Source organism: Prevotella sp. AM23-5 (assembly GCF_003473645.1).
GTDB lineage: Bacteria > Bacteroidota > Bacteroidia > Bacteroidales > Bacteroidaceae > Prevotella > Prevotella copri_A.
Window position 1 is genome coordinate 34,080 of record NZ_QUCG01000018.1, and the last position, 21,399, is coordinate 55,478.

General features: G+C 46.2%; 24 protein-coding genes and 2 pseudogenes. 8 read left to right on the top strand and 18 right to left on the bottom strand.

What is annotated here, in order from left to right; all coding sequences use genetic code 11:
- Positions 1 to 23: 23 nt before the first annotated feature.
- Genes DW657_RS06280 through DW657_RS06325 form a run of 10 tightly spaced genes read right to left on the bottom strand, consistent with a single transcriptional unit; the run spans position 24 to position 9,492 of the window.
- A complete protein-coding gene (locus DW657_RS06280; protein WP_118311833.1) occupies positions 24 to 488 on the bottom strand; it encodes a hypothetical protein in 465 nt (154 codons plus the stop codon).
- 1 nt (position 489) lies between these two features.
- A complete protein-coding gene (locus tag DW657_RS06285; RefSeq protein ID WP_118311834.1) occupies positions 490 to 4,968 on the bottom strand; it encodes a tape measure protein in 4,479 nt (1,492 codons plus the stop codon).
- Complete coding sequence (locus DW657_RS06290; protein WP_118311835.1) at positions 4,965 to 5,162, bottom strand: hypothetical protein; 198 nt, start codon at positions 5,160 to 5,162, stop codon at positions 4,965 to 4,967. Before DW657_RS06290 ends, DW657_RS06285 begins: the two co-directional genes overlap by 4 nt.
- 38 nt (positions 5,163 to 5,200) lie before the next feature.
- Positions 5,201 to 5,692 (bottom strand): hypothetical protein, encoded by a 492-nt coding sequence (locus DW657_RS06295; RefSeq protein ID WP_118311836.1) that lies wholly within the window; start codon positions 5,690 to 5,692, stop codon positions 5,201 to 5,203.
- Positions 5,693 to 5,695: 3 nt separating this feature from the next.
- Complete coding sequence (locus DW657_RS06300; protein WP_118311837.1) at positions 5,696 to 6,208, bottom strand: hypothetical protein; 513 nt, start codon at positions 6,206 to 6,208, stop codon at positions 5,696 to 5,698.
- Positions 6,201 to 6,539 (bottom strand): hypothetical protein, encoded by a 339-nt coding sequence (locus DW657_RS17700; RefSeq protein ID WP_158577323.1) that lies wholly within the window; start codon positions 6,537 to 6,539, stop codon positions 6,201 to 6,203. The genes DW657_RS06300 and DW657_RS17700 overlap by 8 nt, the downstream gene beginning before the upstream one ends.
- Positions 6,517 to 6,975, bottom strand: coding sequence for a hypothetical protein (locus DW657_RS06310; RefSeq protein WP_118311839.1), 459 nt, complete (start codon positions 6,973 to 6,975; stop codon positions 6,517 to 6,519). Before DW657_RS06310 ends, DW657_RS17700 begins: the two co-directional genes overlap by 23 nt.
- A 21-nt stretch (positions 6,976 to 6,996) precedes the next feature.
- The gene (locus tag DW657_RS06315) at positions 6,997 to 7,467 is read right to left on the bottom strand and encodes an N-acetylmuramoyl-L-alanine amidase (protein ID WP_118311840.1); all 471 of its coding nucleotides are present in this window, start codon (positions 7,465 to 7,467) and stop codon (positions 6,997 to 6,999) included.
- 2 nt (positions 7,468 to 7,469) lie between these two features.
- The gene (locus DW657_RS06320; protein ID WP_118311841.1) at positions 7,470 to 8,531 is read right to left on the bottom strand and encodes a hypothetical protein; all 1,062 of its coding nucleotides are present in this window, start codon (positions 8,529 to 8,531) and stop codon (positions 7,470 to 7,472) included.
- Positions 8,532 to 8,556: 25 nt separating this feature from the next.
- Complete coding sequence (locus DW657_RS06325) at positions 8,557 to 9,492, bottom strand: HK97 family phage prohead protease (protein ID WP_118311842.1); 936 nt, start codon at positions 9,490 to 9,492, stop codon at positions 8,557 to 8,559.
- Between the two features lie 169 nt (positions 9,493 to 9,661).
- On the opposite strand from DW657_RS06325, the gene DW657_RS06330 reads away from it, so the two are divergent.
- From DW657_RS06330 to DW657_RS06370, 8 genes and pseudogenes are all read left to right on the top strand, one after another.
- A complete protein-coding gene (locus tag DW657_RS06330) occupies positions 9,662 to 10,126 on the top strand; it encodes a terminase (RefSeq protein ID WP_118311843.1) in 465 nt (154 codons plus the stop codon).
- A 9-nt stretch (positions 10,127 to 10,135) separates the two neighbouring features.
- Positions 10,136 to 11,695 (top strand): hypothetical protein, encoded by a 1,560-nt coding sequence (locus DW657_RS06335; RefSeq protein WP_118311844.1) that lies wholly within the window; start codon positions 10,136 to 10,138, stop codon positions 11,693 to 11,695.
- A 4-nt stretch (positions 11,696 to 11,699) separates the two neighbouring features.
- Complete coding sequence (locus tag DW657_RS06340) at positions 11,700 to 11,930, top strand: hypothetical protein (RefSeq protein WP_118311845.1); 231 nt, start codon at positions 11,700 to 11,702, stop codon at positions 11,928 to 11,930.
- Positions 11,931 to 11,941: 11 nt separating this feature from the next.
- Positions 11,942 to 12,361, top strand: a complete 420-nt coding sequence (locus DW657_RS06345) for a phage protein Gp36 family protein (protein ID WP_118311846.1) — start codon at positions 11,942 to 11,944, stop codon at positions 12,359 to 12,361.
- Positions 12,362 to 12,366: 5 nt separating this feature from the next.
- Positions 12,367 to 13,689 carry a DUF935 family protein gene (locus DW657_RS06350; RefSeq protein ID WP_118311847.1) on the top strand — a complete coding sequence of 441 codons (1,323 nt, stop codon included), beginning with the start codon at positions 12,367 to 12,369 and terminating at the stop codon, positions 13,687 to 13,689.
- A gap of 713 nt (positions 13,690 to 14,402) precedes the next feature.
- Positions 14,403 to 15,212 (top strand): annotated as a pseudogene (locus DW657_RS18325) (phage minor head protein); the annotation flags it as partial.
- A gap of 1,042 nt (positions 15,213 to 16,254) precedes the next feature.
- A pseudogene (locus tag DW657_RS06365) lies at positions 16,255 to 17,557 on the top strand (reverse transcriptase domain-containing protein).
- Complete coding sequence (locus DW657_RS06370; protein WP_118311848.1) at positions 17,557 to 18,039, top strand: hypothetical protein; 483 nt, start codon at positions 17,557 to 17,559, stop codon at positions 18,037 to 18,039. The pseudogene DW657_RS06365 and the gene DW657_RS06370 overlap by 1 nt, the downstream one beginning before the upstream one ends.
- Before the next feature lie 72 nt (positions 18,040 to 18,111).
- Here the strand turns inward: DW657_RS06370 and DW657_RS06375 are convergent, their stop codons facing one another.
- The 8 genes from DW657_RS06375 to DW657_RS17705 form a co-directional block, all read right to left on the bottom strand.
- Positions 18,112 to 18,555 (bottom strand): hypothetical protein, encoded by a 444-nt coding sequence (locus tag DW657_RS06375; RefSeq protein ID WP_118311849.1) that lies wholly within the window; start codon positions 18,553 to 18,555, stop codon positions 18,112 to 18,114.
- Positions 18,552 to 19,124 carry a phage virion morphogenesis protein gene (locus DW657_RS06380; RefSeq protein ID WP_233546630.1) on the bottom strand — a complete coding sequence of 191 codons (573 nt, stop codon included), beginning with the start codon at positions 19,122 to 19,124 and terminating at the stop codon, positions 18,552 to 18,554. The genes DW657_RS06375 and DW657_RS06380 overlap by 4 nt, the downstream gene beginning before the upstream one ends.
- Positions 19,099 to 19,350: a hypothetical protein gene (locus tag DW657_RS06385; protein ID WP_118311851.1), complete on the bottom strand. Its 252-nt coding sequence runs from the start codon at positions 19,348 to 19,350 to the stop codon at positions 19,099 to 19,101. The genes DW657_RS06380 and DW657_RS06385 overlap by 26 nt, the downstream gene beginning before the upstream one ends.
- A 143-nt stretch (positions 19,351 to 19,493) precedes the next feature.
- Positions 19,494 to 20,222 (bottom strand): DUF3164 family protein, encoded by a 729-nt coding sequence (locus DW657_RS06395; RefSeq protein ID WP_118311864.1) that lies wholly within the window; start codon positions 20,220 to 20,222, stop codon positions 19,494 to 19,496.
- Between the two features lie 28 nt (positions 20,223 to 20,250).
- Complete coding sequence (locus tag DW657_RS06400; RefSeq protein ID WP_118311853.1) at positions 20,251 to 20,718, bottom strand: hypothetical protein; 468 nt, start codon at positions 20,716 to 20,718, stop codon at positions 20,251 to 20,253.
- Positions 20,715 to 20,984, bottom strand: coding sequence for a hypothetical protein (locus DW657_RS06405; protein ID WP_118311854.1), 270 nt, complete (start codon positions 20,982 to 20,984; stop codon positions 20,715 to 20,717). The genes DW657_RS06400 and DW657_RS06405 overlap by 4 nt, the downstream gene beginning before the upstream one ends.
- Before the next feature lie 8 nt (positions 20,985 to 20,992).
- Entirely contained in the window at positions 20,993 to 21,229 is a 237-nt protein-coding gene (locus tag DW657_RS06410) for a hypothetical protein (RefSeq protein WP_118311855.1), read from the bottom strand.
- Entirely contained in the window at positions 21,222 to 21,398 is a 177-nt protein-coding gene (locus DW657_RS17705; RefSeq protein WP_158577324.1) for a hypothetical protein, read from the bottom strand. Before DW657_RS17705 ends, DW657_RS06410 begins: the two co-directional genes overlap by 8 nt.
- Between the last annotated feature and the right edge of the window lies 1 nt (position 21,399).

A 21,399-nucleotide genomic window follows, 5' to 3' on the forward strand; every position in this document is an offset into this window, starting at 1 on the left:
TTTCAATACTGTTATAATGTCATTTAAATGATGGGTACTGGCTCACGGAATTTCACTTTGAATTTGCTTGCTTGAACACCATCTTTCCAGATATAGGTCAGAGGTTTAAACTTTCCGCAATCCAAGAATCTCATGTGCAATGTCAAATCAAGGTCAGGAAAAGTGAAGTCAAGCCAACCGTTTTTGCCTTGCTTCAGGAACTTGATGAAATCGGCATACGACTTCAACCATCCTTCCTTTGTCTTGTTATACATGGCAAAATACAGTTCCACGTCACGAGCCTCATTTTTTGGTGTCAATACGTCAGAGTATTTTTCACCATCCTCCTCTCTAATGTTCACTGCCGTTTCATCCTTTGTCTTGCTTGGTGTAAGTATGGCGGTCAGATTGGCCATGTCGCCCTTTTTGTCTTCTGTCAGAAAAACACCATATTCTTTCCAGATGTCGGTGCCATTGACCAGTACCTGGCCACTAAGTATTTCATCCATATTATTTCATTTTAAGTCCATCACGAATAATCTTTCTTATTTCCTCCTTGATGTCGTTCAGATGCGTGACACTCATACCAGTGTTTTCTGCAATGCGTGCCAGATGGCTTTCAGCCACATTCATCTTCTCGACCACGTTTTCAAGTTGGTCATCCATGCTTGACCAATGTTGCAAGCCACTGGTGAACATTCCTTCGAGCTTTGTGCCTTGGTCTTGTGTCATGGCAGAGAAACCGCCACTTTTACCGCTTTGGCTTGTGCTGCTGTTACCAGTGTACCCAGTGGCTTCTGCAAGTTTGTCACGCAAGGCAATGGCATCTTTCACATAGCCCATGTATTCCTCTTGGAGTGCATTGCGTTCTGCCTCTGTCAGGTCATTGTCTTCCATAGCAGCACCAAACTTCTTCCACCATTCCTTTAGCTTGTCAGCATACATTTCACCAATCTGGTTTGAAAGCATGGCACGCATGAAGTATTCTGACAGGTCATCAGCCATATCCTCAGCCGTGGCATTCATATCCATAAGGGTGTCCACAAAGCTGTCATACATGGAATCGAAGGAAATGCCAGTCAATCCCTCATAGAGTTCATCGGTCAGTTCCTCCAGTTTGCCAGCCTGGTCTATGTAGTCATTCAGCTTGTCAGCAACGTCATTTCCATAACTACCCTTGCCAGTGTTCTTGATATATTCCCAAATACCGACATTGGAGCGAAGTTTCTTCATTTCCTCTGGGCTAAGACTCCAGAGATCACCATTGAAGTCTTCTTTTACGTTCTGCTTGATCCAGGCAGTTTGGTCATTGTTGAAGCCATTCCAATAGTAGTTCCAACTATGATGCTTTTTCCAATAACTGGCTTGCGCCTTTGCCATATCCAGATAATTCTGGTTGGCTTCTTGCTGGTTGGCGTATGCCTGTTGATAGGCTACTACCGATTTTGTTCCCTTGCTTGCCTTGATTTCGTCTGTCAAATCCTCGATGGCATATTGCAGAAGCTCGTTGCGCTTGGTCAAGTCGTCAATGGTCTTTTGCACCTTGGCTTCATTGCCATTCAAACCGAAAAGGTCATCAATGCCAAACCAACTGCCAATGCCACTGACCAAACCTTGCAAGATGTTGCCCACATCCTTGATGATGGACAAAACGATTTCGGGCAAATCCTCAACAATTTTTTCCACACAATCGGCGATTTTGTTCAAGAGGTCATCAATGAAGCCCTTTGGATCATCACCAAGCGCATCAATGATTTGAAGGATTGCGCCAATGATACCGCCTATCTTGCCACCAAGCTCATTCAATGACTTGCCTATTCCGTCTGAGCCTTTTCCAAGTGAGGTAATGAGTTTGCTCATACCATTGGCAAAGCCATACAGGGAACCATTTGACATTTCATTCAGATAGTTGGTGAAGTTCTGAATGCCTTGCGCTGCTGCATTGGTGTTGTCCGTGAGCGTCTGGCGTGCCTTGTTGCTTTCATCCTGTGCCTCCGTTTGCTCAGTGGCAGTGGCATCGACCTTTCCTTGTGCAATATCAACCGCTTTCTGGGCAATTTCCTTTGAGGTGTCATCAGTAGCAGCAGCCAAGTTTGCTTGCGCCTTTTCCAGTTCATCGACCGCCCTTGTGTGGGCATCCGTCTTGTTTTGGAGATTTCGCACGCTTTCTTGGTATGCCGTGACATTCTTGGAGATTGTACCCCATATCTTGAAGTTGAACGGACTGGTGCTTTCCGCACCTGTCTCTTGCTTCAACTTGGCTTGCAAGTCAGTGTAAGTCTTTTTGTTTTCAGCAGACAAAGCCTTGAACTCAGCCGTCTTCATGTACGTCTCCACCTTGCCAAGTGTCTCTTTTGCCACATCTTTCAGCACATTGCCCACGCCCTCAAAGGTAGTACCCCAGTCTATATCCAGGGCAAGGCTCTTGGCATCCACTTGGCTCATGGCGGTGTCACGCTGCTTTTCGAGTGCCTTCACCTTCCACTGTTTTTCATCAGCAGTGCCAGCACCCTCATTCACCTCCTTAATCTTTTCAGCATATTCCTTGGCAATGGCATACTTTTGTTCTTGTATGGTTCCATACTCCTTCAAATAGTCTGTCATGGCAAGCAACTCATCCTTCAAGGCTTCCTTGTTGGCTTCCTCGATGGCCTTAGTTCTGCTTTTCTCGTTCAAGGCGTGCGCCTCGTTAATGGCATCGGTCTGTTCCGTGGTAAGCCCATTTGTACCAGTGGCAATGCCTGCTTTCTTGTTATCTCGTTTCCATGCGGTTTCTTGCTTGTTTATCTCGTTCTTCTGAGCCTGATAGTCGTTTTCTATCTGGCGAAGTTTCTTTTCCAAGCCTTCTTGCATGGTATTAATTTCTTCCTCGTCATTTTTACGTTGCAGTTCTGCAAGTTCCTGACCCACCTTTTCCTTGGTCTGCTTGCGGCGTTCTTCCGCTGCTTCTTCCTTGGCTCTTGCAGCTTCCGCCTTGGCTGCTGCCTTTTGTGCTTTCTCGCTGTCTTTGTCCGAACCAGGTTTGCGTGAATCATATTCCTTTTTGGCAAGTTCCATTTTTTCCTTTAGTTCCTTTGCCTTTTTGTCATATTCTTCTTTGGTTAGGTTGTTTGAGCCTTTGCTGATGAAGTCGTTGTATTTCTTCAATGCTGCTTTATAAGCCCTCTTGTCGGCTGCGCCCCAATCAGAACTTGATTTTCTTGGTTCATTACGGCGGTTCTGTTCAGATTTCAATTTGTTGAGTTGATACTGCAATTCATCCTTGGTGTATGTGCCACGGATATTTTTGCCGTCATTGGTTGTATAGCCATATTTATGACCAGACATATTCATTCGGGCAATGAGGCTTTCGCGCTCCTTTATCTGCTTTTTCAGATCGTTGTTGCTGACCCCCGTGAGATTGTCAAAGTAAGCGTTCACAGAATCCTTGCGCACCTGCTTGTTTAGGTTCTGTTGCTTCTTTTGAAGGTTTTTGAGTTCGGCTTCCTCTTTCTTGCTCAAACCTCCGACTTTCTTCATACTTGTACCAGAGCTATTGCTTTCAACCCACTTTTCCGTGCGCTGTTTTGCTTCAAGTTCTTTGATGCGTTTGTTTACGCTGTTGAGTTCGTTCTTTGGCTTTGTTATGCTTTGGCCAGCCTCCAACTCAGCAATCTCCAACTTGATTTTCTTGATGTTTTTCAGCTTCTCATACTCTGTGTCATATTTGGCAAAGATAGCAGGGTATTTCTGTTCGAGACGATTCAATGCCTCACGTCTTGTGTCGGTGCTGAGAGCTTCATCACCAGCAATGGAACAAAGCTCTTCCATCTTGCGTTTGTGCTCTTCCTCAGCCTCAATGACCTTTTGTTTTTGCGCCTCATAGTCTTCATCGGCTGCTTGCATCAGTTCTGTTTCCGTCTTCATGGAAACCATTACGGCGATAACACTTGCAATGGCTGTGGCAACCAATACGTATGGATTGCTTAGCATGGTAGCGTTAAGCAGCTTCTGCGCTTTCTCCACCATGACAATCCAACCGTAGTGAATGGCTTCCGCTGCGGTCATGCCACCAATACCAACCGTTATGAGACTGTGGACTGCTGCCACCGTCATGCAAGCCGTGCGGTATGTTCCATAAGTGGCAACCAATCCCATCAGAACACGTCCGAATTGCTCATAATGTTCCACGATATAGGAGACACCGCTAAGTGTTGTATTGATAACACCCTCGCTTTGCTTACCTAAGTCGTTGAACATTGTTGAAATAGCATCTTCGATGTTGCTTATCTGTCCTGATATGGTCTTGCTCTGTTCCTCCATCAAGCCACCGAACTTACTGCCTTCACCAGTAAGGTTCTCTATGACTTTCTGCACTTCTGGGAATCCCACCTTGCCAGCCTCCACCAAGTCCTTCACCTTGCTTTCTGCCACACCAAACACCTTGGCGAGTTCCTGGATCATCGGAATGCCACGACCAGTGAACTGGTTAAGGTCTTGCGTGTAAAGTCTGCCTTGCGCCATCGTTGTTCCGTACAGATAAACGAGGTCATTCAATGGCATACTAAGACCTTCGGCAATGTCACCCAGACGAATCAAGGTTTCGTTCACCTTCTCTGCCTCCATGCCATACGCCAAGAGTTGTTTCGCACCCTGTGCCACACCTTCAAGGTCAAACGGTGTCGTGGCTGCTGTATGAATCAGCTGAGCCATCAGATTATCGGCTTTGTCTGCACTGCCAAGCATGACATTGAAAGCCACCTCCAATTTCTGGAACTCGCCCCTGACAGTAGCGACCTCCGTAATAACCTGCTTCATGGAAAAGGCCATGCCAAGCCCCATGAGCGACTTTTTCACCTTGTCGCTCACGTTTTCCAATCCGCTCAATCCTTTCTTGGCTTCATCGGTGTAACTTTTTAGGGCATCCATCTTTTTGTTTACCCTATCAAGTCCACCGCTGATGCGGTCAAGGAGTTCAATTTCTATCGCTACTGTCTTGCCTTTGCTCATTTCAATTTACTTTGGAAAAATCCTACAATGTCGTTGGCTTCCTCTTCGGCACTTCTTTCGTCCTTGGGCTTGCCGTTCTTTTTCTTGCTAACATAATGTGGGGCATCGCTCAGCATCATAATCAGGGTTTGGTAGTTGACACCATTAAGAATATAGTCAACGCTCCAACCTGTTTCGCTTGCTATCTGCCACACAAAACCGAAAGGGCTATGGGAACCTTCGTATTCGCTCGTTAACTCCCTTTCTTCTTTTGGCTCTTCCTCAGCTTCATCGGATTCACCGCTTCTGCCGATTTGATAATATCTGTAAAACTGTCCGTTCCCATCAGCCCGACAAATTTCTTTATCACGCTGACAAGATACTTGTTTTCCATCCAGTTTCTCACAACCCATGCCGTTAAGCCAACAAACAGATGGCGACTTATCCAGCCACGGCAAAGGGTGTAAGCTACCATGCGGCTTATTTTTTTCCCATGCTTAACGAGAAACTGCATTTCTTCTTCCTTGGTGAAGTGCCACATTTCTTCGCTGGTCACACCCATTGCCAACCATTCTTTGGCAATTCTGATTTGCCCTGCCAAAGTTGGCCGGCGCATGGTCACACGTAGATGGAACGACTTTTTGAAAAAAGGAAGGTGCAACTCCTTCAATGGCACTGAAAGCCCAGTGTCAAGAAGTGCCTCAGCACCTTCCTTTTCTATTTGCCTGATGGTTCGATCATCCATACGCTATACTTTCCCGCTTTTTTCCTGGCTGGTGGATGTTGCGGCATCCTGAATATCGTAAGGAGCACTGCCATCTGAAGGCTTGTTCACCTTCAACTGGCATTCCAACTTAGACACCTCTGTAAGTGTGAGCTTACCGCCGAGATTCGCCAAGATAGTGGCATTCGGGATGGTGCATGTCTGGCCAGATACAAAAGTAATAGTCCATTTTCCCGAAAGCTGCACAAGGCTTGTTGGAGCTTTCCAGCCTGTATAATTGCCAGATGAGCCTACGAGCGTGCCGCCAAGTACCGTATGAATGTTCTCATAATCCAGCTGAATGATGTTGAATGTTGGTGAGATAGAGGCATTCTTGGTAAGGATGGTCAGCACTGGTGCATCTGGTACTTGCTCTGCTTCCACATCGGTACTCTCTGGTTTTGTACCGCCCCAATCCCAGGAACCTTTCTCAATGTAACCAATGGTCTTGTCTCCAAATTTCACGGATGCAATACCATACTTGAAATTCTTATCCATTCTTCTTTTTTGTTTTGTTTGTTATAAATCTGCCAGATATAAGTCCGGCAATGAAACTGATGATTGCCACTTTAACAGGATTTGAACGTTGTTCTTTCTCTGTTTTAATGGTGTTCGATAGTTCGGTGTTTTGCTTGGTAAGCTTCTTGTTTTGCTCCTCGTAGTAGAGGCACAACATCTGTAAGCTGTCACAAGAGGCATCAATGATTATCACGTCCTTGTCGCCCTGCTTTCCCAAACTTGCCTTCACGTTGGCACGCCCTTCTTTCTTGTTGAAGGATGCGCCCGATGGCAAACGTCCTATGCTGTCAAGCGGAATGATTAGATGCACTTGGTCTTGTGGCACCTTTTCCGTCCATATTATCTTTGTCGTGGTCTGCTTGTTTTCTGCGCTGTCCTTTTCCACCTTTGCCTCTGCCTGGGCTGTCATCGTCTTCGTCGAGCGACAACTCACTGCTGACAGGGCAAGAATTGCGATGAGGACAAAGCTTGATAGCCTCGATTGCACGGCTGAGCCGATTGATGGCGAGGCGTGTCTTGTGGTTCTCTGCCGTAAGCACTTCCACAACCTTAGTGTTGTCTTCATATTTCTGTTGTGTTTCCAACAGCACCTTTGATATGTCCTCGTACATGCCTTTGTAGGTGTCATGCACTATCTTGGCATTTTTGGCGTTGTTGGCCTTTCTGTTGGCAAACCAAACGATGGCAGCACCTATGCCGCCCGATGGTATTGCCCACTGGATGAATTGCAGTAAAATGTCTGCCATCGTTGTTCTTCTATTATGGGGTTAAACTTGCTTGATGCCTATCGACCGCAGCCACTTCTGGACCTCAAACGATGGGCAAGCCTTGTGACTGTTAAGTTCGTTGTGTCCAACAATGCGGATGGTGGGGAAACGCTCATGGAAGTTGCGCACGTATTCGATCATTGCCTTCTGCTGTGCCGCCGTGCGTGTATCCTTAGCTGTCTTGCCGTCAGTGGCAAGCCCACCAACATACACAACGTGACGGCTCACAGAGTTGAAGCCTGCTGCACCGTTTGTTATTTCCCAAGGGTCAACCTCTGCATCCTCGTTGTTCTCCACAAGTCGCTCCACTTTACCGTCAAGGTGAATCATGTCGGTATAGCCAACTTGCTTCCAGCCACGACCACCCTTCTTTACTGGGTCGGTGTGCCAGTGGCGAATTTCGTCACTGGTCACTTCACGGCCTTCTGGTGTGGCGGTGCAATGAAGCACCAGATATTTCATCTTTGCCATGGTTACGATGCACTATAGTCGCTCATCATTACGACACCTGCATCTGCCTTCTTAGGCATACAAATGAAACGATGGCGGAAGTTGATTTTGTTACGCTGGTACTCAGGATCGTTCTCCGCTGCGCTCCAATACATCTTGGTTGAACCTGTAGCCTTGAACACACGAGGAACATAGAAGGCAAACGAGCATTGGAACTCACCTGTTGTAGCAGCTTTGTTCAGATCTTTCTTTACACCAGCTGTGGTGTATAATGGGTTATTAGCAAACTCGTAGATGTCAAAGCCATACAAGCGTCCAACGGTTCCGTCATTGCGGTTGATATTGTACTGCTCGCGGAATGTCTGCTCAATCTCCAAAAGGTCGTTGATGTGATCTGAGCAAAGCACAAGACGGCGACCTGCCGAAGGCACTTTCAGAGCATCCATACTACGCTTCATACAAAGCACGTCATTTCTGGTGAGCTTCTTACGCCCAGTAACAGCATCCCTCTCTCCAGTAGTCTTCAATACAGGTGTTTTCTCTGAGTTCTGCTTGGCGCAAAGAGCATGGGCTGCTTTGGTAAACTTTGCATCGTTAATGGCATTACCATGTGATTCCTTCACTCGCGCAATTTTGTCGTAACTGATGGCATAAAGTTCATCATCAGTGATAGGTGTTACCTTAGTCTGGAACTTGTCAAGCTGGATGGAAATATCCTTGTCTTCCAAAGCTTGGAGGCTGATAGGATATGTAGTGTTGTTAATCAACACATCTGGGTCAACGCCGGCATCCACCAAGTGAATAACATCATTTTCCACGATACTTGAAGCGTCAGGAATACCATCAAGCCAAGTGGCTTCCAAGCCACGGCGAAGGTACTTCACCAGCTCACCAGTCCACACCTCTTTATATACACCAGCACGCAATGCGCCCTGGGCTACTTTACCGCCTACCATTGAGACGATACAATTCATACCCAAGGCTCCCTCTACAGGCGAAAAGCCAAGGACTGCACCGAATACACTGCCAGTGATGCAGTTGAAAAGCACTGCCATTGTCAGTGCAAGCAATCTGTTCTTCTTCATTTTTCTTGTTTTATGGTTATACATTTTAGATTTCACACTCAAAGCCATATTCAGCCTTGAAGAGGCGTTTGTATTCATCAGGATTGTCAGAGCGCATCTTTTCCAGCTCTGCGCCTGGCACCTCACTAAACTTTGAATAGGCGGTTGGCTGCTGTGTCGGTGTTCCACCCTGATGACCAATTACGGCACTGAGCTTTACCATTGGCGACATGGCTGCGAAGGTCTGCTTCAAGTCTTCCACGCCAATCTTCTTGCCGAGGTTGATGAAATGCTCTTTCTTGTCCTCGCCGATGCGTTTCTCTGTGATTGCGGTCTCTACGGCGGTGGTGATTGCCGAGAGTGTCAACTGAGCCTTCTCCTTGGCAAGTGTCTCTTTTTCTGCTTCTGCTGCCTTCAATGAGTTAATCTTTTGAAGGATTGTCGCCTCGTCTGCTGTCTCTGGCAGTCCGAGCTGTGCACACAAAAGTTTCTGTTCCATTTGTTTGTTGTTTTGTTGTTTGTTACTGAGCAAGGTCAACGGGTTCTTTCCGTCCTTGCCTAAAGTTATTTGTTCACCGTTCTTTCTCATTACGATGGCATCGTCATTGGCTCCTATGTCCACGACCGACACTTCAAAGAGTTTGCTTTTGGTAATTGTCTTGTACTTTTGTCCTGGAAGCATCACGTCAGGATCGTCACTTTCTTCCACGATGTCAATGCCCGCGCTCACCATTTTCAGGCTTCCGAACTCCCATTGCTTCTTGCAGCGTTTTGAGAGTTCCGTAGCTTCATCAAACATAAGTACACCACTTACCTCATCATTTTCCACTTTGAGGTCTTTCACATAGCCAATCACATTGCCACGCTCGTGCATATATAACAGTACTGGATTACGGCAATACTGCTGCACGTCCATGCCTTTTGTCAGTACACGGCTGCTGTAACTGTTAAGGCTGTTGTTTGAAATTCTTACTCGTTTCATTTTCTCGCTTTTTGCGTTTTGCGCTGCAATATTACTGCTAAATTTGTTAACCGCCAAAAAAGTGTGAAATGGTTGCACACATCTATGAAACGATTGCACACTTTTTTGGCGGTGCCACCGAATTGTTGCAATTTTGCAGCACATTTGATTTTTTAACAATGTATTGCACATGACAAAAGCAGAAATAGAAAAGAAACGTTCGTTAGCCAGAACACTCTTCATGTCGGGTATGGAACAGGCTGAGATTGCCGAAAAAATAGGAGTCTCGCGTGTCACCATTTCCAAGTGGTGTGTGGCTGATGGATGGAAGGAGGCACGTGCGGCCAAGAGTGTCACACGTCCCGAACTGGTCAATAAGCTGTTGTTGACCATTGACGCGCTTATAACGCAAGTGAATAATTCTGGCGACCCAATGGCGATGGCTGGACTGGGTGACAAACTCGCAAAGCTTTCCTCTGTCATAGAGAAACTTGACAAGAAGGCCAACGTGGTTGACATCATTGAAGTGTCCATGAAGTTCAGCAAGTGGTTGGAGTTCCGTGCCAAGTCTGACCCTACGATAACAACTGAGTTGATGAAGGCAATCAATCATCTTCAAGACTTGTTTATCATGGAACAGATGGGTGTTAAATAATTAAGGAGTATGGCAACAGCAGCAGAAAAGAAACTCGCATACGAGCAATGGAAGGAACGGTGCAAGCAAGTTCAGGCTTTCACCGACACCTCTCTTATGCGTAAGGAAACGCCCCTTGAAAAGGAAAAACGTATTCGTAGGCTGCAATCCAATTACGCTGCATTCTGCGAATATTACTTTCCGCATTTCCTACAGCTGAGAGATAAGACTACAGGCGAAGTAATCCGAACCATACACAATGCGCCTTTTCACAATCAAGCTGCACAGAAGGCGAAGAACACGCCGAACCTCAAAGCGGTCTTTATGTGGCCTCGTGGTCATGCCAAGTCCACCCACATGGACATTTTTACTCCTTTGTGGCTGATGTTTCAGACCAAGCGTCTGATTAACTTCATGGTGGTAGTTGGCAAGTCCGAGGATAGTGCCATCCGTTTGCTTGGCGACATCCAGGCTGAATTGGAGTACAACCAACGCATCATTGCCGACTTTGGCACACAAAAAAACGCTGGCGACTGGCAAGAAGGTGAGTTTAAGACCAAGGACGGCGTGAAGTTCCTTGCCTGTGGTCGTGGTCAATCTCCTCGTGGTTTGCGTGACCGTGAGGCACGTCCAGACTACATTGTCATTGATGACCTCGATGATGATGAGCTTTGCCGTAACGAGAAGCGTGTGCATGACCTCACCGACTGGGTGAAAGAAGCCCTTTTCGGTTCGCTTGATGTAGGTCGTGGTCGCTTCATTATGGTTGGAAACCTCATTTCAAAAACTTCCGTTCTTTTCAACCTGGCACATACCAAGGGGGTGTTCCTTTCTAAGATTGTGGCGGTTGATTCTGATGGCGAACCAGTATGGCGTGAAAAGTGGACAAAGGATGAGGCGAAGGCTTATGCCGATTTTGTGGGCTTCCGAGCATGGAACAAGGAAATGATGCACAACCCAATTAAGGACGGTACCATCTTTCGCCATGATTGGATCCATTATAAGAAGGTTCTTCCTCTCAATAAGTACGACCAGCTTATCTGTTACACTGACCCTTCTTTCAAATCGACTACAGCCAACGACTACAAGGCTTCACGCTTTTGGGGCAAGATTGGCACAGAGTTCCATTTGATTGATTGCTATGTGCGTCAAGATACCGTTGGCGGTATGGTCAGATGGCTATACAATCTTTATGAATCATTGCCAGAGGATGTGACGGTTTCCTTCTTCATGGAGGCAAACTTTCTACAGGACACCATCCTTGATGAGTTCACGGAAGAGGGTAATCGGCGCGGCTACCAGTTGCCGATAACAGGCGACAAACGCAAGAAGCCCGATAAGTTGCAGCGTATAGAGGCCATATCCCCATTGTGGGAGCGTGGTTTTGTCTTCTACAATGAGGCGTTGAAGGATTATCCTGACATGGAAGTTGGCATTGAACAGACGCTTTCACTTGAACGTGGCAGCCGCGTGCATGATGATGCGCCCGATGCTGATGAGGGTGCCATCTGGATGCTCCAGCGCAACACAAGGCAAGTTAAGTATAAACCGAGGTTTGGCAAGCGTCCGACCTCTAAAAACAGTTGGTAAGATTATGATTAGACTATTCAGAGATTTGATTTTCGCTTGGCGTTACAAGCGTGCTGTCAAGGAAGCCATTTTGCTCTCCCAGGGTAGTGGTTTGAAATATTATGTCCTTTATATGAACGGTGGTTTTAAGGTCGTTCCAAAGCAGACCATCAAGACGCTTGTGAAGCGTCACCGTTTCAAAAAAGGCACCAAGGTTGAAGACATCGAACGGCGTGCCTTGTTTGTTACAAAGTAAGGAGGTGCATCATGTTTATAACAGAGGATGATTATAAAGTGGTTATCGGCGATACCGCCATGAAGGTGGTTTCACAGGCTTCTGCCGAGAATCGTGCCAACGCCGAGCGTGAGGCACAGGAGGAAATTTCGGGCTATTTGCGCCCTAAGTATGATTGTGACGCTGTATTTGCAGCGGAAGGTGATAAGCGCAATCGTCAGATTGTGATGTTCACTTGCGACATTGCCCTTTACCACATGGTTTCGGCAATGCCTCAGAAAATGGGTTCCGACATCAGAAAGGAACGCTATGAGCGTGCCGTCAAGTGGTTGGAGGGTGTTCAGTCCGGAAAGATTGTACCTGACCTTCCCTTGATGCTTGATGAGGATGGTGAAATGGTTGGCTGTTCCATTGTCTATGGCTGTCAGCCTAAACTAAGACATAACTGGTAAACGATATGGGAGTTATTCAGAATTTAATACAGAACATTACAGGCAAGCCGAACGTCTTGCACACGAAATATGGTGACTACAACCTTGCCAAGTCTTCTGGACGTAGGAATGTCCAAAAGATTGTGGCACAGCTTCAACGTACCACCGAGGCACTTACACGTTCAGACATGAAGGACTGGCGTAATGCCTGGCAGATGGCAATCAGTGTGGAAAGTCCCAACCGTCAACGCCTCTATGACATTTACCGTGACGCTGATGTTGATGCTCACCTTTCGGGATGTGTCGAACAGCGCAAGGGCTTTGTCATGGCTCGCTCCTTCAAGATTGTTGACAAGAATGGCAATGTGAAGGATGATGCGCTGCACTACTTCAACCAGGCATGGTTTAAGCAGCTCTTGCGCCTTGCCCTGGATTCTATCTATTGGGGACATTCGCTCATTGAACTTGGCGACATTACCACTGATGGCGATGGTTGCCCATGCTTCAGTGGTGTGAAGTTGATTAACCGTAAGTATGTCATTCCTGAGTATGGCCGTGTTATCACCGACCTTGGCATGGACTGGACTACTGGCATCGACTACCATCAGCCACCTTTCACTGATTGGCTCATTGAAGCTGGTCAGCCCGATGACCTGGGCTTGTACTTGAAGGCAGCAGCGCATACCATTCCAAAGAAAAATACGCTTGCCTTTTGGGACACGTTCGGTGAGATTTTCGGTATGCCTATGCGCATCGGCCACACCACTGTCCGTGACGATAAGGAACTTTCAAAAATGGAGGACATGATGGCAAACATGGGTACTGAGTTTTGGGCTTTGTTTCCAGAGGGTACCGACATTGAGGTGGTTGAGAGTTCCAAGGGTGACGCTTTCAATGTGTATGACAAACGTGTTGACCGTGCCAACTCAGAACTTTCAAAGCTCATCATCGGGCAAACAATGACCATTGAGGATGGCAGTAGCCTCTCACAGTCGCAAACCCACCTTGAAGTGTTTGAGAACTTGGTGGAAAGCGATGCGGATATGTTGGCAGACCTCGTGAACAATCAGCTGATTCCTCGTATGGTGAAGCTTGGTTTCCCTATTCAGGGCTTGCGCTTTGCCTGGGATGATGCTGTTGACTACACTCCAGAACAGCAATTCAGCTATGAAAAGATGATTGCCGACCGTTATGAGGTCGATCCAAAGTATTTTGCCGATAAGTACAATATGCCTGTAGGTGAACGCCGTCAACATCAATTTCCTGCACCTGACCCAGACGGTGATGGTGAGGACAAGGATGATAAGGGCAAGAAGACGCAAAAGAATGCACATCCTTTTTTCGATTAAGCCCCACCGATTACGTGGGGCTGCACCAGCGGTACGCCGAAATCTTAGGTGAAGAGCTTTCCGTTACCTCATTGTGTCTGAGCAAAAAGGAAGAGGAATTTGATGCTATTGCCAAGAAATGGGCAAGCGGTATCAGCAACAAGTACGTAAGGGAGCAAGCGGAAGAGGCTGCACGGATTGCACTCAGGCATGGAATCAAGGAATTGCCAGAGCTGCGTGAGGCAGACTTGGGTCGAATCACCAAGTATCATGGCATCCGTGCGTCTTTCCATGCTGGATTGACCGATGAGCTGCCTTCCGTTATCCGTGTGAACAAACGAGGTTACAGAGGTTGGAAGGAGGCTCATGCAAATGCCGTCCGTTATGGTCAGCTCGCTCAGGACAATCCCATCTTGCACGAATTGGGGCATTACATAGACTATTGCAATGATTCCACCTATTACAGAAAGCTCGAACACTCATGGAAAATGGAGAATGTGGATGAAACCCTTATAAAAAAGAATCTTTCCACGTATGCCCTCACTGATTATGCTGAATTTGAGGCGGAACTGAATGCTGCCATTATGAGGGGCAAAGTGCTTCCAAAGGAATTGCTTTCATACTCGCACATGAATAAGGTGGACACACCTCTTGCCAAACGTTTGCTTAGTTTAGGCTCTGGTGATAGCGTATGCCTTCCAAGCGAAGAGGTTAGCAAGGGATTCAAGGATGCGATGAAGGCTATTTTCAATCAGAAGGGAAGTTCTTTCTCTATTGACATCATGGCAGATGGCAATGTCCAGAACTTGATAGAGGCTCATGCTGGTGTCCTTGACCGCAACTTGCAACGCTTGGAAATGTCCGACCTCATGCGTCAGCGTCTTACTCGCTCCAACTATATATTTAGTGGCTTGAAGACTTTCCATGAGTTGAATGAGACTTTTCCGTCCTTACTTGATGAGAATGGCAATAAAAAGACGTTTGAACGCTTTTTGAACGATGTCCGAAAGATAGATGAAACATACAATTCCAACTATCTGCGTGCTGAATACAATTTTGTTCAGGCATCAGCGGAAATGGCTGCTAAGTGGGAAAAATTCATGGAGGATGGTGATCATTATTATCTCCAGTATCGAACACAGCATGATGATAAGGTTCGCCCAGAACACGCTTCGCTCGATCGTGTAACGCTTCCACCAACTGATTCCTTCTGGGAATCATACTACCCACCAAATGGTTGGAATTGTCGCTGTACCGTGGTGCAAGTTCTGAAACGAAAATACGAGCCAACACCACATGATGAAGCCATGTCACTGGGTGAGGATGCTTTGCAGACTGATAAAAAGGGCATATTCCGTTTCAATTCTGGCAAGGAGCAAAAGACAGTCCCTGACTACAACCCTTACACCATCAAGCGATGTCGTGACTGTGATATTGCAAAAGGTAAGTTGGATCTTGACAGAAAGCCTGTTGCAGATAATGAACTTTGTGCTGCTTGCCGCTTGGTACATAAATGCGCTAATTCGTACACTGATTCAGGAAAAACAAATCTGTCTGTTGAAGACCGTGATGCGATACTTGCAAAGCCTTTGGATGAACAATATTTCACCAAATACATAGGCATTAAAGGAAAAGTGTTGCAACATGAGTTGGCTTGCTCTACAGCAGAAGACTATAAGCGAGTTTTAGATGTTGCCAAGGCTTTTGCTGATGAATTTGGTGATTGTTTACTAAATCCTGAAATTCAATTCACCGCAACAAATGGAAGAAGAAAGGTTTATGATATGCTTCCAGAAGACAGTAAAGCAAACCCTGATTTAAAAGTGGGAGAATTTGGATATATAGATGTGAAATCACCAGAGAAAGTAATGAACTGCTGTCGTAATGCGAACCATGCTTCTGATGCACAACACGCTTGCGTTTGTCTGACTGATCATTGCTTTAGAAAGCCAATTACAGAAAGACAAATCCAAGATAGAAACAAAGCTATTTGGGATAGTAAAGATTACCACCATGACTATATCTTTTGGTATGTCAATGGCAAGCTCAGAAAATACAAGAGACCAATGGAATAATCCGTTGGCCTCAGGTTCTGCAACGTCGCACGCTGCTTTCAGTGGTTATCAGTACTTCGCTCTCCACGCTGCAAAGATAGTAATAAATCTTAATATAGCAACTAAATGACAACATTTTTTAAGATTATTCGTTATAAAATGTATAGCTACAGAGTTTTATACGTAACTTTGCAGCCCAAAAGGTGGACTTTCCCAATAAGCCGTGTGGTTTATCGTGGGTACAACAACGCGAATGCGAATGGCGGTGTCGTGAATGCGAATGCGAATAACGATGCCTCGAATGCGAATGCGAATGTCGGCTCGCGTCTGGACAAACTGATTACATTATCAATCGGCCTACCATACAAGGGACGTGCTCCCTAAGATGGTGCCGGGGGAAACGAACCTCAGCAAATTACTATTATAGGAAAGCTGAAACAGCAAGTGTTGGGTGGAGTTTGGTAGGCCAGCAATGGCTCGAAGAAGTCAGACCCAGAGACAGGAAGGCCGAAAGGCCATTAAATTATTAACAATGCGTAGAGAAGGTTACATCATAGAAGAAATCATTGACTACTCCAATATGTCAGAGTCGTTTGATGAAGTTCTCCGTGGCAAGAAGCGGAAACGCTCACGTCAGGGACGCTACTTGCTTGCGCATCGTGAAGAGGTGATTAAGGAGCTAACAGAGCAAATTGCCAATGGCTCTTTCCGTGTGAGTGGTTACCGTGAGCGCACAATCCACGAATACGGCAAAGAAAGGAACTTGCAGATTCTTTCGATGAAAGACCGCATAGGTGTCCATGCTATAATGTCCGTGGTGGACAGACATCTGCAAAGGCGTTACATACGCACAACAGCAGCATCCATCAAGGAACGTGGCACGCACGACCTTATGAAGGTAATTCGTCAAGATATGCAGCACGACCCAGAAGGCACGCTATATGCCTACAAGTTTGACATCAGACATTTCTATGAGAATGTTCGTCAAGACTTCGCCATGTGGTGCTACCGCCGTGTGTTCAAAGACCAGAAGCTGCTTGTTATGTTGGAATCCTTTGTTACTATGCTGGACAGTGGCATCAGCTTTGGACTAAGAAGCTCACAAGCCACCGGCAACTTGTTGTTGTCTGTATTTTTAGACCACTATTTGAAAGATAAGTGTGGGGTCGCTCATTTCTACAGATATTGTGATGACGGCCTTGTGCTTGGTAAAACGAAAGCGGAATTATGGGTGATTCGTGAAATTATCCACTCTCAGGTGAACCAGATTGATTTGGAGATAAAGCCAAATGAAAGGGTGTTCCCAGTGGATGAGGGCATTGACTTCTTGGGATATGTCATATATCCCGACCATGTGGCGATACGCAAGCGTATCAAGCAGAAGTTTGCCCGAAAAATGCACGAGGTTAAATCGAGGAAAAGAAGGCGTGAGCTGATTGTCAGTTTCTATGGCATGACAAAGCACGCCGACTGTAATAGATTGTTTAATAAATTAACAGGCAAAACAATGAGATCATTTAAAGATTTGAACGTTTCTTATAAGCCAGCGGATGGCAAGAAGCGTTTCCCTGGGTCAGTGGTAAGCATCAGGGAATTAGTGAACTTACCAATCATCGTGAAGGACTTCGAGCTTGGCATCAAGACTGAGCAAGGCGAAGACCGCTGCATTGTCTCCATCGAACAGAACGGTGAGGCAAAGAAGTTTTTTCACCAATTCGGAGGAAATGAAGAATATTCTCCAACAGATCAGTGAACTGCCAGATGGCTTGCCTTTTGAGACAACTATCAGAACAGAGACATTTGGCAAAGGTAGAACCAAATACGTATTTAGCTAATGAAACGAACAGAAGGAAGTGCGGTGGTGAAACTGCTTGAATGCGTGAACCCCGTCAAGAACAAATGGCGCATCCGTTGGGATGTCATAGTTAAAGAGGACGGTTCGGCCAACTACATGGAGGCAGAGTTTACCAATGGCAAGCCTTCTGTGGATGACATCAAGCGAATCGTCTTGGACTGGTACAACGAACAGACTGACCAAGCCATCATTTCAGGCTTCACATATAAGGGTCAGGCTGTGTGGCTCTCCACTGAAAACCAGTTCAACTATAAGGCAGCTTATGACCTTGCCGTGCAAACGGAAGGAAAGACGCTGCCAGTAACGTTCAAGTTTGGAACTGAGGATGAACCATCATACCATACGTTTGACACACTTGAAGAACTTGCCGACTTTTATCTGAAAGCCACCGAATATGTGCAAAACACCTTGGCTGAGGGATGGAAGAAGAAGGATGCTTTTGATTTGAGCTTGTATCAATAAGGTTCAAACGGCATCCGAATGACATTAAAAAAGCATCCGAAGCTGTCAAGCCATCGGATGCTTTAATCATATTTACTTGGACTGGTCAAGTTCTCTGTACCCCACATAACTATAAGTCTCAATGTTTTCCAAAATATCCTCATGGTTGTGGTTGGTTGTCGAATTGCTGATGTTGAACTCTCTGAAATGTTCACCGTCCACATCTGCCAGGGCTGTGTGAATCTTTTCCAAGAGGTCAAACACGGTCAGACTCTCTTCTCTTTGGTCGCTGTTGGCTGCACTGCTACCCAACCAGTCCGTCACCACGTGCAAGTTCACTTTCGCTTCTGTCACATAGCGCATACCTGCCACCGTAGCCTCCCAGTTGATTGGACAAAGCTCCACAAACACCGCTGGACGTTCCCAGTTGTCTTCTTGTTCAATGAACTCCACATTGTGGTTCCAAAGGTCAATATACTTGATTTCTGGTATATTGCCCAGACGCTCACAAAGCATCTTGTAAATCTCTTTTCTCATTTCTTCAATCGTTTTTCAAAATGTTCCATTTCCTTTCCGAGGTATTCTTGCAAATTATCCTCGATGATGTCCGTAACTGCCTTTTCCACCTCTGGTGACAAACCAAGAAACTGCCTCTTAGGTATCTTGATTGTCGTGCCTTCCTTCTTCAATGCCATGAATTTCCAGAACTCTGCCACGTCACTGATATGCCGTGTCTTCTTGTCCTTGCGCTGCGTGCCGTCCTTGCGCCTTGCAAAGGTCAATGCACCTGCTGCATCCATGTACTTGTGCCAGAAATAGCCTTTCATTCGTTTTGTCACCACTATCTCACCACCTTCATTGTGAATGTCGGCGTATGGCAAATCAGTGAAGAAGCGGATGCTCGTTTCCTTCATCTCGCTTCTGACGCTTCTCCTCAGCGTGCCTGTATCAACAAGAATATGCCCACCTGGTCGAAGGGGGCTTCTGTGCCGTTCCCATGCCTCGCCGAAAAATGCCTCTCGCTCAAAGTTCTGGTCAAACTCGTCACTTAGGTCAACGCGGATGTCATTCAGAATCCTCTTAATAATAGTCTTTTCCTTGCTCATCATTCCAAAAATCAAGATACGGTTGAGCGTCTGCTGGAATCACATTCTTTGATTCAGCAGACGCTTTCAATATATTGTAAAATTGACGCTCACTGATAGCATACTCAGGATATATGAACCTGCGCCATATCTCACGGTTTGGAACACCGTCTTTTACGTGCTGGTCATATATCCTGTTGATGTCAGCAACACGTTTCTGATAACTTAGTCCGCGTCGCTTTCCCATAGGGCTAAATGTTTGTTGAATGTTTAACCTTTGGATGATATGGACGGATGTCAAGTGTCATTTCACAGCTCACTGTCACACGTCCACTTCCTTCACATTGTGGGCAAATGTCTTCGCCCTTCCTCCCAGTGCCGTGGCACATTCTACACAGTGCCACCTTGGGTGCCTTGGTTGTCGTTGTCTTCATTGGCTTCTTGTTTAGTTTCTGTTTGTTCTACATCTGTCACACTCAATGGGATGATGTGCCACTTGTTGTGTTCGTCCTTCCACTCAGCTCTGATGAACTGTTTGGTGAGCGATGGCTGATAAGCCTCTTCGATGATTTGCACACCTTCCTTGAATTGGTCGTTGTCGCTCTTGTCTGCCAGTTTGCGAAGCTGCAACACACGGCTTGCCTTCAAGTTGCCTGTTCCGTCACGGCTCAATAGCTGTAGGATGGTTGCCACAAGTTCCTTGCTTTTGGTGTCGGTTGCAAGGCTCTCGATGTACTGCTTGACGATGGCAATGCCGTCATTCACTGTGTCACGGTAGTCATCAATGCAGTTGTAACCAAGCGTGAGGCGCATCTTTCCGTTTGAATGGGTGAAGGTGTGTGTGCGCTGGGTGTCTTTAGTCATTTTCAGCACATTCGACTTGATGTTTATCACCTCGCCAAAGTTCTCATACACCTTGCGTTTCACCGCAAGCATTTGTTCCGACAGACTGCGAAGCTCTGGAATAGCAGCTTCCACCTCGCTGTCAACCAACTGAGCGTAAGCCTCACGGTCTTCCTTGCGCTTTTTTGCAGCTTCTTCCTTGGCTTGCTTCTCCTGGAACTGTTTGAAGGCTTCCGCCTGTTCTGCGGTCATTTCGACCTGTACTTTTGTTTCCATTGTCTTGTTGTTTTGATGGGTTATACTCTTAGGCATTCGGCTTTCCATCCAATGGGACGTACATCACCATCCTGCCTGGATTATCTATGTCTTCTTTCTCTTTCAAACCACCTTTGCGCTTGATGGCTCTGAGTTTCTTCTGGAAGTCTTCCATTTCGTCAAGGCGAATCTTTGAAAACTCCTTTCCACATATACGTGGATGCTTGCAGAAGTCGTTGATGCGCTGCCAGTCCGTTGTGTCCACGCCAATCTCTTGTATCAGCTTTAGGCAGATGGAACGGTTACGCTTCAATCGGTCTTTCCGTCCACTAAGTTTCTCCAGACCGTCACAGCAATCTTTGTATTCCTGTCTGGTCATTTCCTTCAAGCTCTCTGTGCGTCCAAATGTGTATTGGCTTACCACTTCCTTCTTGAAGTCCTCACGGTCGCCACAATAACATGGAAGCTCGTTGAAGGAAGCGTAGAAACGGCTAAAGTTTGTCACTTCCTGCTTCATTGCTGTTGGTTCTTGATGTCCTTGTACTTGATATAATACAAACGAGCCTGCAACACGCTTGCAGCCAAACTCTCTGTTAGATCCTCTGTTTCGAGGATAGGCACGTTGTCGAAGCACAAGAACATCTTGCCATGAAACTCTCTTGCTTGAAGTCTTGACATTGCTTCCAGTCTTAGAAGGGTCGCACGTTTTTCTTGTGCTTTCTTTTGGTAGCTCTCATGCTTGGCATGGAACCAGTCTTTTACAAATTGAATAAACTTACTCATATCTGTTGCTATTTTATAATTTTACTTCCGTTTGGTAGCCATGTTATTTCAACGATGGCTTTCATTTGCTTGTCGCCCAGGCAGACAGGGCAAGTGACCTTCACGCCTTCCCAGTTGGCATCACGTCCCCAGAACCACCCATTGCCATGACAATACTCACATTCATGTCCTTGGCTAATGATGCGCTCATGGGTGCCTTTGTATGATGGTGGATTCAACTCTATCACCTTTCGCTCCTTACTCATCGTTCAACACCTCCTTTCCTTCACCCAGATATTCACTTTTAAGGGCATCGGCTGACATGTCGTACAATCTGCTTGCCAATTCCCGAAACATAAGATCTTGATCCATATAGGAAAAATCCTTTGTTTTATTCTTGATAATTGCCACCAAACTCTCAATTACTTCTTCCATA